9 protein-coding genes are annotated in these 13,220 nt (G+C 67.0%); 6 read left to right on the top strand and 3 right to left on the bottom strand.

Annotated features, from left to right (window positions below; genetic code table 11):
• Positions 1–189: 189 nt before the first annotated feature.
• The 3 genes from SPHPH_RS0105715 to SPHPH_RS19040 all read left to right on the top strand — a co-directional run bounded on the left by SPHPH_RS0105715 (position 190) and on the right by SPHPH_RS19040 (position 4,475).
• The gene (locus tag SPHPH_RS0105715) at positions 190–798 is read left to right on the top strand and encodes a DUF6680 family protein (RefSeq protein WP_028965821.1); all 609 of its coding nucleotides are present in this window, start codon (positions 190–192) and stop codon (positions 796–798) included.
• Between the two features lie 324 nt (positions 799–1,122).
• Positions 1,123–3,558, top strand: a complete 2,436-nt coding sequence (locus SPHPH_RS0105710) for a TonB-dependent receptor plug domain-containing protein (RefSeq protein ID WP_028965820.1) — start codon at positions 1,123–1,125, stop codon at positions 3,556–3,558.
• 56 nt (positions 3,559–3,614) lie between these two features.
• Positions 3,615–4,475, top strand: coding sequence for an SGNH/GDSL hydrolase family protein (locus SPHPH_RS19040; RefSeq protein ID WP_051272864.1), 861 nt, complete (start codon positions 3,615–3,617; stop codon positions 4,473–4,475).
• Between the two features lie 217 nt (positions 4,476–4,692).
• On the opposite strand, the gene SPHPH_RS0105700 is transcribed toward SPHPH_RS19040, so the two are convergent.
• Positions 4,693–5,178 carry an Lrp/AsnC family transcriptional regulator gene (locus SPHPH_RS0105700; RefSeq protein WP_037488158.1) on the bottom strand — a complete coding sequence of 162 codons (486 nt, stop codon included), beginning with the start codon at positions 5,176–5,178 and terminating at the stop codon, positions 4,693–4,695.
• Between the two features lie 103 nt (positions 5,179–5,281).
• Between SPHPH_RS0105700 and putA the strand changes: the two genes are divergently transcribed.
• The 3 genes from putA (at position 5,282) to SPHPH_RS0105685 (ending at position 11,952) form a co-directional block, all read left to right on the top strand.
• Positions 5,282–8,899 carry a trifunctional transcriptional regulator/proline dehydrogenase/L-glutamate gamma-semialdehyde dehydrogenase gene (putA, locus tag SPHPH_RS0105695; protein WP_028965818.1) on the top strand — a complete coding sequence of 1,206 codons (3,618 nt, stop codon included), beginning with the start codon at positions 5,282–5,284 and terminating at the stop codon, positions 8,897–8,899.
• Between the two features lie 86 nt (positions 8,900–8,985).
• Complete coding sequence (nhaA, locus tag SPHPH_RS0105690) at positions 8,986–10,398, top strand: Na+/H+ antiporter NhaA (protein ID WP_028965817.1); 1,413 nt, start codon at positions 8,986–8,988, stop codon at positions 10,396–10,398.
• A gap of 63 nt (positions 10,399–10,461) precedes the next feature.
• Positions 10,462–11,952 carry an HWE histidine kinase domain-containing protein gene (locus SPHPH_RS0105685; protein WP_028965816.1) on the top strand — a complete coding sequence of 497 codons (1,491 nt, stop codon included), beginning with the start codon at positions 10,462–10,464 and terminating at the stop codon, positions 11,950–11,952.
• A 41-nt stretch (positions 11,953–11,993) separates the two neighbouring features.
• On the opposite strand, the gene SPHPH_RS19035 is transcribed toward SPHPH_RS0105685, so the two are convergent.
• Both SPHPH_RS19035 and SPHPH_RS0105675 read right to left on the bottom strand, forming a co-directional pair.
• Positions 11,994–12,461, bottom strand: a complete 468-nt coding sequence (locus SPHPH_RS19035; RefSeq protein ID WP_037489210.1) for an EF-hand domain-containing protein — start codon at positions 12,459–12,461, stop codon at positions 11,994–11,996.
• Between the two features lie 65 nt (positions 12,462–12,526).
• Positions 12,527–13,186, bottom strand: coding sequence for a squalene/phytoene synthase family protein (locus SPHPH_RS0105675; protein WP_028965815.1), 660 nt, complete (start codon positions 13,184–13,186; stop codon positions 12,527–12,529).
• Positions 13,187–13,220 lie beyond the last annotated feature (34 nt).

Below are 13,220 nucleotides of genomic sequence, written 5' to 3'. Positions count from 1 at the left end.
GGCAACGTCATTGCGGGCGAGGTGTTGGAAACAGCACTTGCCCAAAAAGGATATGAATGCCGCGCGGGCGGCGTACCTGCGCACTAATTATCTGGAGCAGCGGCTTGAGCTAATGGCGGCTTGGGCTAACAACCTCAAGGGCCGATCAAACGTCACGCCGATTGCGAGCGTGGCCGCGTAGGGGGAAGTATGCCGGCAACGGAAGTGAGCTTTTGGGCACTTAAGTTCTCCGATACGCTCATTATAGCGGCTACTGTTGCCGGCCCGATCCTTGCTGTCCAAGCTCAGAAGTGGCTTGAACGTGGCAGAGCTATTGAGGACCGCCGGGTCGCCATCTTCCGGGCGCTGATGACTACGCGTGCCGCTCGGTTGGCAGCGGCGCACGTTGAGGCAATCAACGCAGTGCCGGTGGAGTTCTACGGCCGAAAACCGAAGCTCAAAGCGATAGTCGATGACTGGCACACTTATCTTGATCTACTGGCAGACAAAAGTCTCTCAACCGAGGCTGCTGTTATAGAGAGGCAACGAGCTTTCTTGGACATGCTTTATAAGATGTCCACGTATTTGGGATACAGTTTCAGCCGCTCAGAGCTTGAAAAAGACGTTTACTACCCCGAGGGTCATGCGGCGATTGAGGCTGATGCCGAGACGATCCGGCGTGGTTTCGCGGCACTGCTAAGGGGCGACATATCGCTTCCTATGCGGGTGACTGATTTCCCCTATGACAATAGCGTAACGACAGAGCAGGATGCGCTGAGGCACGCACTGACAGCATTCCTGCAAAGCCAAACCAAGTAATCTTAGCCGGAAGGCAGAGCTGGATCAGATTGCGATGCGGTGCCCGGCGTAACTCTTCGCCGGCCAGCATGTTGCTGGCGGCAACCCAACCCTCTACCGCGAACCGTAGGGTCGGGCTTTATCCGCCAAAAGGTCGGTCGTGACGACGGCGGCGCCGCGATCGAAGCGCAGCGCATGTCGCGTGACGCACCGCCACTCTCGCTGGTGCCGCAGCGGCCAAGCCCGGCTTAGGCGTGGGCAAGCAAGCATTGCCCCCTAATCACCATCAGAGACGTAGAGAATGAGCGGCCATATACAGGTCGAAGAACAAGAAGGGGAATTCGCATGAGCACCACCCGAGCCGCGCTGCTGGCCGGCGCCGCGCTGTTGCTGCCGGTGCTGGCGACGTCGGTCGCCGCACAGACCACGCCCGCGGTCGCTGGCGACGCCGAACCCGCCGCCGAGGCACCGGCCGACAATGAAGTGGTCGTCACCGGTACGCGCGCGCCCGGGCGGAGCCGACTGGATACCGTGTCGCCGGTCGACGTGCTGACGGGCGACGCGCTGCGGGCGCAGGGCACGACCGAGCTGGCCGACGCGCTCTCCACGATCGCGCCGTCGGTTGACTTCCCGCGGCAGGCGGCGGTCGACGGGACGGATGCGATCCGCCCCGCGACGCTGCGTGGGCTGTCGCCGGACCAGACGCTGGTGCTGATCAACGGGACGCGGGCGCATACGTCGGCGCTGCTCAACATCAACGGCTCGATCGGTCGCGGATCGGCGGCGGTCGACCTCAACACGATCCCCACGGTCGCGCTCGACCGTGTCGAGGTGCTGCGCGAGGGCGCGTCGGCGCAATATGGGTCGGACGCGATCGCGGGGGTCATCAACCTGCGGCTGCGCGAGGCGCGCGAGGGCGGCGGCGCGAACGTCACCTTCGGCACCTATGCCACGAAGTATGATGCCGCGCGGACATCGCGCTCGGTCCGCGATGGCGAGACGACGACGTTCAGCGGGTGGAAGGGCTTCGCGCTGGGTAGCGAAGGGTTCCTGACCGTCTCGGGCGAATATGTCACCCGCCAGCCGACCAATCGTGCCGACATCGACCCGCGCAGCGCCGCGCCGCAGCGCATCCGCGCACGCTTCGGCGATCCCGAGGTCGAGCAGGGTACGGTCTACGTCAACGCGGCGGTGCCGCTGGGCGACGGGAACTGGACCGCCTATGCCAATGGCGGATTCCAGCAGCGTGACAGCGAGAGCGGCGCGTTCCCGCGCGTCGCGAATGCCGGTAACCTGAACGCCAATGCGTTGGTTGGCCTGTACCCGGACGGCTTCCTGCCGCTGATCGGATCGCGGTCGAAGGATTACAACGCGACCGCCGGCGTGCGCGGCGAGCTGGGCGGGTGGAACACCGACCTGACCGTCAGCTATGGCCGCAACACGATCGACTTCGAAACGCGCAATTCGGGTAATGCGACCCTAGGCAGCGCCTCGCCGCGCGATTTCGACAGCGGCCGTTTGCGCTACGACCAGTTGACCGCCGGGCTGGACCTGGCGCGCGAATATACGTTGGGTGCCGCGGTCATCAACATCGCCGCCGGGGGCGAATATCGCCGCGAAGGCTTCGCGATCGGCGCCGGGCAGCCGGAAAGCTACAATCGCGCTGCGGGCGCACCCAGCACGCTGGCATCGGGCGCGCAGGGCTTCGTCGGCTTCCAGCCCTCGAACGAGGTCGACGTCCATCGCAGCAACGGCAGCCTCTATCTCGATGTCGAGGCGCGGCTGTGGGATAAGCTGACGTTCGGCGCGGCGGCGCGTGGCGAAACCTATTCGGACTTTGGCGAAACCGCGACCGCCAAGCTGTCCGCGCGCTATGACGTGGCGCCATGGCTGGCGTTCCGCGGCTCGGTGTCGACCGGTTTCCGCGCCCCGTCGCTCCAGCAGCAATATTACACGTCGACGCAAACGCTGGTCACCGGCAACCTCGGCCCGCAGGAAACCGGCCTCTATCCGGTTTCGAGCAATATCGCGCGCGCGCTGGGCGCGTTGCCGCTCGACCCGGAAAAGTCGCGCAACTACTCGGTCGGCACGGTGGTGCGCGTTGGCGGGTTCAGCCTGACGGTGGATGGCTATCATATCCGCATCCGCGACCAGATCGCGCTGTCGGAGAACATCCAGGCCACCGCCAGCGCGCAGGTCGGCGCGCTGCTCGCGCCGTTCGGGGTGCAGGCAGCCCGGTTCTTCATCAACGGCATCCAGACCACCACCAAGGGGCTGGACATCGTTGCGGCCTACACGCTGCGCACCGAGCGGCTGGGCAGCTTCAACCTGAGCGGGGCGGCGAACCTGAACGACATTTCGGTCGATCGCATCCCGACCTCGACCGCAGCGCTCAACCCGGCCCCCAGCCTGTTCGGGCGCAATCGCATCCTGACCATCGAACAGGGGACGCCGCGCACGAAGATCGTCGGTGCGCTCGACTGGCGCGGCGACGCGCTGGGCGCGACGGTCCGCGCGGTGCATTACGGCAACGTGCTGCAACCCGGTACGGTGCTGGCGAACGACGTCTACACCGGACGCAACACGATCATCGATCTGGAGGGGCGGTATCGCTTCAACGACAATGTCACGCTGGCGCTGGGGGCGGAAAACCTGTTCGATGTCTATCCGAACACGATGCCGGCCGCGCTCAACAACAATGGCGTGACGGCCTTCCCCTATTACTCGCCATTCGGGTTCAACGGGCGGCAGATCTACGGGCGGCTTAACCTGTCTTGGTGATTTCGTGGCGCCGTTCCCGGTTCACTGACCGGGATGGCGTCGCTATGCGCGGGGGCATGCGTACCCTGCTCCTCGCCCTTGCCGCCCTGTTGTCGACCGTCGCCCGTGCCGAGGCGGAGACGATCCTGTTCGTCGGCAACAGCTTCACCTTCGGCGCTAACACGCCGGTGCGGGTGATGAACGCCGATCGCGTGACCGACCTGAACAATGAGCGGATCGGCGGGGTGCCGGGGCTGTTCAAGCGCTTCACCGAACAGGCCGGGCTCGACTGGCAGGTGGCGCTCGAAACGTCCGGCGGTAAGACGCTCGGCTGGCATCTTGCGGAGCGGCGGGCGCTAATCGATCGCGCCTGGGATCATGTCGTGCTGCAGGAATATAGCACGCTCGATCCCAACCGCCCCGGCGACGGCACCGCGACGATCGCCGATGCCAAGCGCATCGCCGACCTGCTGCGGGCGCGCAATCCGAAGGTCGCGATCACGTTGTCGGCGACATGGACCCGGCCCGATCTGGTGTTCCTGCCCGACAAGCGCTGGTCCGGGACCCCCGTGGCGACGATGGCCAACGACCTGCGGCGGGCGACCGACACTGCGGCGCGCCGCGCGAAGGCGGACGTCGCGCCGGTCGGCCAGGCGTTCACCTGCGCGATCCGCAGTGGTGTCGCCGACGCCAACCCCTATGACGGCATCGACTATACGCGCGTGCCACTGTGGTCCTACGATCAATATCATGCCAGCAGCTACGGCTATTATCTGGAAGCGTTGGTGATCTTCGGGCGGGTGACCGGGATCGATCCGCGCAGGCTGGGCGCGCGTGAGGCGGCGGCGGGCGATCTGGGGTTTTCGGAGGCGGAGACCACCGGGCTCCAGCAGACGGCCTATGACGCGATCGCCACCGACGGTGCTTGCGGCCGATAATCGACGCATGTGCTCGCTTCATCGCGGAGCAATATCGGGCGGCTATTAACGGTACAAAATACTGAAAACTCGAGGGCGCATCATCCACAATCGCTATTATCGCCACCAACGGCTGCGTCGGCAGACCAAGGTGCTCGCCTTTACGATCTTCCTCCTGCTCGTCGGTGCGGCGAGCCTGGGACTGTGCCTGTACGCCCTGAAGGGTTAAGGTCTCGATTCACACGCCGGCGTCGCGGATCGTCTCCATCGCCACGAAGGTGGAGGTGCTGGCGACATGCGGGAGCGAGGAAATGCGCTCGCCCAAGACCTCCCGGTAGCGGCGGATATCGGCGGTACGGACCTTGAGCAGATAATCGAAGCTGCTGGCGATCATATGGCATTCCTCGACCTCGGGGATGCGCAGCACCGCGCGGCGGAATTCCTCCAGCGCCGTCTCGCGGGTGTCGGACAATTTCACCTCGGTGAAGGCGACATGATCGAGCCCGAGCCGCGCCGGATCGACGATCGCGCGGAAGCCGAGAATATAGCCGCCGTCGATCAGGCGCCGCAGCCGCACCTGACATGGGGTCTTCGACAAACCGACCCGCCGCGCCAGTTCGGTGACCGAAACGCGTCCCTCTGCGCGCAGCACATCGATGATGCGACGGTCAAACGCATCGATCGGCCCGATGGCGACCGCTTTATGGTCTGTTCGATCTGTCATGGCGGTCCAAATCGCTTCGATCGGTTTGTTGATGCCGCAAATCCGGTCGGATTGCCAGCGGCGGATGGGTTATGGCGTTCTCACCACGAGAGGATGTCCTGCGATGCGCGCCGCTTTGCCCCCGTTCGCCGATTTCGCCCCGCCGATCCGCCTGCAAGGCGCGCTGCGGCAGGCGATCACCGCCGCCTATCGCCGGAGCGAGCCCGAGTGCCTCGCGCCGTTGCTCGACGCGGCGACGCTGCCTGACGACGTGCGTATCGCGACGGCGGCCACCGCGACCGCGTTGGTCACGGCGCTGCGGGCCAAGCACAAGGGGACTGGCGTTGAGGGGCTGGTGCAAGAATATGCGCTGTCGAGCCAGGAAGGCGTCGCGCTCATGTGCCTCGCCGAAGCGCTGTTGCGCATCCCCGATACCGCGACGCGCGACGCGCTGATCCGCGATAAGATTTCGGGCGGCGACTGGCGCGCGCATGTCGGCGACGGGCGGTCGCTGTTCGTCAATGCGGCGACCTGGGGTCTGGTCGTCACCGGCAAGCTGACCGGCAGCGTCAACGACAGCGGGCTGAACGCCGCGCTCACTCGACTGATCGCGCGTGCCGGCGAGCCGGTGATCCGGCGCGGCGTCGACATGGCGATGCGGATGATGGGCGAACAGTTCGTCACCGGCGAGACGATCGCGGAGGCGCTGAAGCGGTCGCGCCCGCTGGAGGCGCGCGGCTTCCGCTACAGCTACGACATGCTCGGTGAGGCCGCGACGACCGCGGCGGATGCCGACCGCTATTATCGCGATTACGAGGAAGCGGTGACGGCGATCGGCGTCGCCTCGGCCGGTCGCGGCATCTACGAAGGGCCGGGGATCTCGATCAAGCTGTCGGCGCTGCACCCCCGCTATGTCCGCGCGCAGGCAGCGCGGGTGATGGACGAGCTTTTGCCGCGCGTGAAGGCGCTGGCGGTGCTCGCCAAAAGCTATGACATCGGGCTCAACATCGATGCCGAGGAAGCCGATCGGCTGGAGCTGTCGCTCGACCTGCTCGAAAGCCTTGCGACCGATCCCGATCTGGCCGGCTGGAACGGGCTGGGTTTCGTGGTGCAGGCCTATGGCAAGCGCTGCCCGTTCGTGATCGACTGGATCGTCGACCTTGCGCGGAAGGCCGGACGGCGGATCATGGTGCGGCTGGTCAAGGGCGCCTATTGGGATGCCGAGATCAAGCGCGCACAGGTCGACGGCCTGCCCGACTTTCCGGTCTATACCCGCAAGGTCCACACCGACGTCGCTTACACCGCCTGCGCGCGCAAGCTGCTGGCGGCGCGCGACGCGGTGTTCCCGCAATTCGCGACGCACAATGCGCAGACATTGAGCGCGATCTATCAGCTGGCCGGACCGGACTTCACGGTCGGCGATTACGAATTCCAGTGCCTGCACGGCATGGGCGAGCCGCTGTACGACGAGGTGGTCGGCGCGGCGAAGCTTAACCGGCCGTGCCGCATCTACGCGCCGGTTGGCACGCATGAGACGTTGCTGGCCTATCTGGTCCGGCGGCTGCTGGAGAATGGCGCCAATTCGTCATTCGTGAACCGCATCGCCGATCCCGATGTCGCGATCGCCGATCTGGTCGCTGATCCGGTCGAGACAGTACGCCGGATGGCGTCGCCGGGACAGAAGAACCCGCAGATCGCCCTGCCCCGCGAGCTGTACGGCGCGCGGCTGAACTCGGCCGGCCTCGACCTGAGCGACGAGACGGTGCTGGCCTCGCTGAGTGGCGCACTCGCGGCGGAAGGGCCGTGGCAGGCTGGCGAGATCGGCGCCGAGCGGGCGGTGCTGAACCCCGCCGACCACCGCGAACAGGTCGGCACGGTGCGCGAGATGTCTGTCGGTCAGGCGCAGGATGCGGCGCGCGCGGCGGCGGCTGCCGCCACGGCGTGGGCCGCGCGCTCGCCGGTCGAGCGAGCCGCCATGCTCGATCGCGCGGCCGATGCGATGCAGGGGCGGATGCCGCAGTTGCTGGCGCTGATCGTGCGCGAGGCGGGCAAGTCGCTGCCCAACGCCATCGCGGAGGTGCGCGAGGCGATCGATTTCCTGCGCTATTATGCGCAGCAGGCGCGCTCGACGCTGGGCACCGCGCATCGATCGCTGGGCGTCGTGACGTGCATCAGCCCGTGGAACTTCCCGCTCGCGATCTTCACCGGGCAGGTTGCCGCGGCGTTGGTCGCCGGCAATGCAGTGCTCGCCAAACCGGCGGAGGAAACGCCGCTGATCGCCGCGCAGGGCGTGGCGATCCTGCACGAAGCGGGGGTGCCGCGCGACGTGTTGCAGTTGATCCCTGGCGACGGCGCGATCGGCGCGGCGCTGGTCGCCGCGCCCGAGACGATGGCGGTGATGTTCACCGGCTCGACCGAGGTAGCGCGGCTGATCCAGCGTGAACTGGCCAAGCGGCTGCTCCCCGACGGTGCGCCGATCCCGTTCATCGCCGAAACCGGCGGGCAGAATGCGATGATCGTCGATTCCTCCGCGCTCGCCGAGCAGGTGGTCGCGGACGTGATCACCTCCGCGTTCGACAGCGCCGGGCAGCGCTGTTCGGCGCTGCGCATCCTGTGCCTCCAGGAAGAGGTCGCCGATCGCACGCTGACGATGATCCGCGGCGCGCTGCACGAGCTGTCGATCGGGCGCACAGATCGGTTGGCGGTCGACATCGGCCCGGTGATCTCCGCCGAGGCGCAGGCGACGATCGAGCAGCATATCGCGAAGTTGCGCGCCGCCGGACACCGCGTTGAGCAGGTGGCGCTGTCGGGCGACACCAGTAACGGCACGTTCGTCGCGCCGACGATCATCGAGCTGAACGACATTGCCGAGCTGGAGCGCGAGGTGTTCGGCCCGGTGCTGCACGTCGTGCGCTTCCGCCGCGCCGACCTCGATCGGCTGATCGATCGCATCAACGCCACCGGATACGGGCTGACGTTCGGGCTGCACACGCGACTGGATGAGACGATCGCGCACGTCACCAGCCGGGTGAAGGCAGGAAATCTGTATATCAACCGCAACGTGATCGGCGCGGTGGTCGGCGTGCAGCCGTTCGGTGGACGCGGGCTGTCGGGCACCGGACCGAAGGCCGGCGGACCCCTCTATCTCGGGCGGTTGGTCAGCGGGGCCGAGTTGCCACCGCCGGTGGTGAGCGATCATGCCGACCCCGCGGCGCGCGATCTGGCGATGTGGCTGGAGGAGCTGGGCGAGGCGTCCGCCGCGGCGCGAGTCCGCGATGCGATCGCCGCGTCGATGCTGGGCGCGGACGTCGAGCTGGCCGGACCCGTCGGCGAACGCAACCTGTATGCGCTGCATCCGCGCGGTCGCGTGCTGGTGTTGCCGCAGACCCGCGCCGGGCTGCTCGAACAACTGGGCGTTGCACTGGCGGCGGGTAACGACGTGGTGGTCGGCAACGCTGATGTGGCCGGCGAGACGTTGTCGGTCCTTCCGGCAAGCGTCGCGGCGCGGGTGCGCGTGGCCGCCGACTGGCAGCGCGAGCCGGCGTTTGCGGGGGCGTTGATCGAAGGCAACGCCGCGGACGTCAGCGCGGCGCTGGGTTGGCTGGCACAGCTACCCGGCCCGATCGTGCTGCCGCAGGCGGCGAGCGCCGGCTATCGGCTCGACTGGCTGGTCGAGGAAGTATCGACCTCGATCAACACCACCGCCGCGGGGGGGAACGCGAGCCTGATGAGCCTCAATTGACCTTGATGTGAGTTGCGTGGGGCCGCGCCGGTCGGAACGGCGCGGTGCGTGAGCCGTATAACCTCGACACACAATCGAGGAACATCATGGCGCTCACCCCGCGCCTCTCCGGGCAGGTCGCGGCCCGGGCGCATCATTCCGGCGCGGCACGTTTCGTCAAACGTGTCGCGCCGTTTTTCGCGATCGGCGAGGTATCCGGCGGCCCGCTGCTGATCGCCTCGTTGATCGCACTCGTCCTCGTCAACTCGCCGCTGGGCGCGGGATATGAGCGGATCTGGGACACCGACCTGCGCTTCAGCTATGGCGGCGAGATCATCGCGATGCCGCTCGCCGAATGGGTGAACGACGCGCTGATGCCGCTGTTCTTCCTCATTATCGGTACCGAGGTGAAGCGAGAGTTCAGCAAGGGATCGCTCTCCTCGGTCAAGACCGCCGTGCTCCCGGTCGCGGGGGCGATCGGCGGGCTGGTGGTGCCGATCGGCATCTATCTGGCCTTCAATCTGGGAAAGCCGACCCAGCATGGCTGGGGCGTGGTGGCGGCAATGGACACCGCATTCAGCCTGGCGATCGTCGCGATGTTCACCTCGCGCCTGCCTCCAGCGGTGCGCGCGGTGTTGCTCGCCTTCGCAGCGATCGACGACGTGTTCGGCCTGCTGGTGATCGCCATCGCCTATACCGAGACGCTCAGCGTGGCTTTCCTGTTGCTGGCTGCGGCGGGATATGTTGGCATCCTGGTGCTGCTGCGGCTCGGCTGGGTCGCGTCGATCGCCTATGTGCTGCTGGGATGCGCGGTGTGGATCGGCGTGCTCGGCTCGGGCGTGCATCCAACCATTGCCGGCGTCGCGATCGGCCTGTTGCTCCCGACGAGTTCGCGGCTGTCGGAGCAGCGGTTCGTGGAGCGGGTACAGCGCCCGGTCGAACGCCTGCGCCGCGCACAGCATGTGGCGACCACCGCCGACGACGATGCGGCTGCCGAGCGTGGGCGCGACGAAGCGCAGAGCCAGCTAGGCTATATTCACGAGATGGCGGCGGCGACCGACGAACCTGCCGAGCGGCTGGTCCGCATTCTGACGCCCTGGGTGTCATACCTGGTGCTGCCGCTGTTCGCGCTGTCGAACGTGCGCATCCATCTCTCGGCCGAGCTGATCGGCGAGTCGCTGCGCTCGCCACTGGCGCTGGGGATCGTCACCGGGTTGGTGATCGGCAAGCCGGTAGGCTTTTTCGCGGCGACTTGGGCCGCGGCGGCGATCGGCGCAGCGCGGCTTCCCGAAGGCGTGACCTGGCGGATGATCGTCGGGATCGGCGCGGTCGCCGGGATCGGCTTCACGATCTCGCTCTTCATCGCCGAATTGGCGTTCGCGCGCTCTCCCGGCACCGAGATCGCGGCGCTGGCTATCCTGAGTGCGTCGCTGATCGCCGGGCTGTTCGGCTATCTGACGTTGTGGAGTGCGACGGCGGCGGCGGGCGGGCATGATCAAGTGGCGGCAGCAACGGAATAAAACGCGCTACGGGCCGGCCACGAGATTGTGCTGGATGCCTTACTGATCTAGGTTGGGTGCATCTTGGATCGTTTCCCGCTTGCGCCCTTTCCCGTCACTCCCTTCGTCGCCCCGCCGGAAATCGGCGCGGCGATGGCGGCGTTCGCGCGTGCGCTCGACCCCAGCGATCCGTTCCTCGCCGCGGTTACTCATTCGATCACGCCGATGGTGGTCAGCGATCCGCGGCTTCCCGACAATCCGCTCGTCTTTGTCAATCGGGCGTTCGAGGCGCTGACCGGCTTCTCCGCCGCCGAGGTGTTGGGCCGCAATTGCCGCTTCATGCAAGGACCGCTGACCGAAGAAACAGACATTCAGCGGCTTCGTGAGGCTATTGCGCGGCGGGAGCGGATCGACATCGATCTGCTCAACCATCGCCGCGACGGCACGCCGTTCTGGAACCGGTTGATGGTGGCACCGGTGTTTTCGGCGGACGGCGGCCTGCTCTATTTCGTTGCGACGCAACTGGACGTGACGATCGAGCGGTATCGCCTGCGCCAATTGCAGGACGATCGCGACATGCTGACCGCGGAAGTCGCGCGGCGCGAGACGGCCCTCGCCGAGCGCGAGGCGCGGCTTGCATTGGCGTTGAAGGCGGGTGGTCTGGGCACATGGTCGGTCGCGCTTCCGGATCTGACGGTCACGGCGTCGGAGGCATGTCTCGCCAACTTCGGTCGTGATCCCGGCGAGGATTTCACCTACGCCGATTTCGCGCGGAGTCTGCATCCCGAGGATTATCGGCGCGTCCAGGTGGCGTTGGCCGATACGATGGAGAACGGCGCGCCCTACGACATCGAATATCGCGTGCTGACACCGGCCGGCGAGCAGCGCTGGATTCATGTGCAGGGCGCGCTGCAACGCCGCGCGGATGGGACGCCGCTGGCGCTGACCGGCTTTTCCTCGGACATCTCGGTCCGCAAGTTCGCGGAGGAGCACCGGATGGTGCTGGCGCGCGAGCTGACCCACCGCGTCAAGAATACACTGGCGACGGTCGGCGCAGTCGTCAGCCAGACGCTGCGCGATGCTACGTCGCTGGCGGAGGGTCGCACCGCGGTGGCGGGCCGGATCGCGAGCCTTGGCACCGCGCACGAATTGCTGGTGCGCGACGAGGTCGAGGGCGCGGCAATCGATGAGATCGTCGAGCGCGTGCTGGCGCCGTTCATCGATCGCGGAGGCAGCCGGTTCTCGATCGAGGGACCGGCGATCCGGCTGTCGCCCGAAATCACGCTCGCGTTGTCGATGGCGCTCCACGAACTGGCGACGAACGCGATCAAATATGGCGCGCTGTCGGTGCCCGAAGGATCGGTGCAGATCCGCTGGGAGTTGGCGGGCGATGCGGCGCATCGGCGGTTCCGCTTCACATGGGTCGAGCGCGACGGACCACCGGTGGTGCCGCCGACGCGGGTCGGGTTCGGGACGCGGATGATCGAGCGGGTGCTGTCAGGCCGGGTCACGGGCGCGCCTGCGATGCACTATCCACCGGAGGGCGCGCGGTTCGAGATCGAGGCGCCGGTCTGAGTTTCGGTGTCGGGTTGCGCCACGACGATACGGTCGACTGATCAGTCGTCCTGCTTGGGTGTGTCCTCGCAGCGGCAGGTCGGCCGCGGCGCTTTGCGTTTCGGCGCTGTAGTCGCGAACTCCGCGGCATCCATCGCGCCGGAGCGATCGCGATCCGCGTCGGCGAACCGGGTCGTGGTCTTGATCGCCCATTCGTCGAAACTGAGGCGGCCGTCGCCATTGGTGTCGAGTTTGGCGAAGGCCTTGTGGCGCGGGACGAGATATTCGTCGCGGGTGATCCGGCCGTCGCGATCCTTGTCGTAGCGGCCGAAGCGCTTCTGCTCGCGGCTGCGCGCAGGTGCCTCGGGGAGCGACGGGACGTCGGTTTCCTTTAGTGCGGCCGCCTCGCCGGTCTGCGCAGCACCGACGGCGTTCGGCGGCGCGTCGGAATGCGCCTCGCCGTTGAAGATCAGCCATCCTGCCCCGACCAGCAACAGCGCCGCCACGCCTCCGACCAGATACCGCCACATACCGCCTGCCCCCTGCCCCGACCGCCGGCACGCTAGCGTCGGCGCAGTGCCGCGCAAGATGGTGATCAGCGTCCGGTGACCCGAAGCCACAACAATCGCGCCGCGCGCGCCGGGTGCCCGCGCGGTTTGGGCGGGATTTCCAGATCGAGCGACGCCGCACGCGCGATCGCACCGATCGCGCGTGCGGCGCTCGGCCAGCGGAACCCCGCGGTCTTCGCGAGCGTGGTGCGTGCCATTGTCCGGGCGAGGTCCGCCTCCGCCGGCGCTTTCAGGTGCCCCGCGAGATCGGCGAGCGCCCAGCCGGCCCCCGCAGTGGCGATCGCCGGATCGTCGACACCGATCGCCGCTGCCATCGCCGTGAACAACCCGCTCCCGCGATGCACGGCGTGCGCCTGCATCGCGGGAGCGTCGAGCGTCGGCTCCAGCAGCGCCTCCCAGCCCTCGACGAGGGTTGCGAGCCACCGTCCGGGGACCTGCGGCACGACATGACGCGCCAGTGCCTGAAGCACCGGTTCGGCGGGCGGCGCGGCATCGTCGAGCGCGGACAGCGCTTCGTGCCACCAGGTCAGCCGCATCTGCCCGACGATCGGCTCCCGCGTGGCGCGCAGGATGCTGGCGAGCTTGTCGTCGAGCGACCACAAGGCATCGAGCGCAGGACGATGCGCCGGCCGGGCGTAGGTCATCGCCAACCACCGTTCCGGGTCAGTGAAGTTGGAATTAACCATCTCGATTGAGGTGCCCTTACCCATTCCTGCCGCA

The sequence above is a fragment of the Sphingomonas phyllosphaerae FA2 genome (assembly GCF_000427645.1).
GTDB classification, from domain to species: Bacteria; Pseudomonadota; Alphaproteobacteria; order Sphingomonadales; family Sphingomonadaceae; genus Sphingomonas; species Sphingomonas phyllosphaerae.
This window is presented reverse-complemented; position numbering and strand designations above follow the sequence as displayed.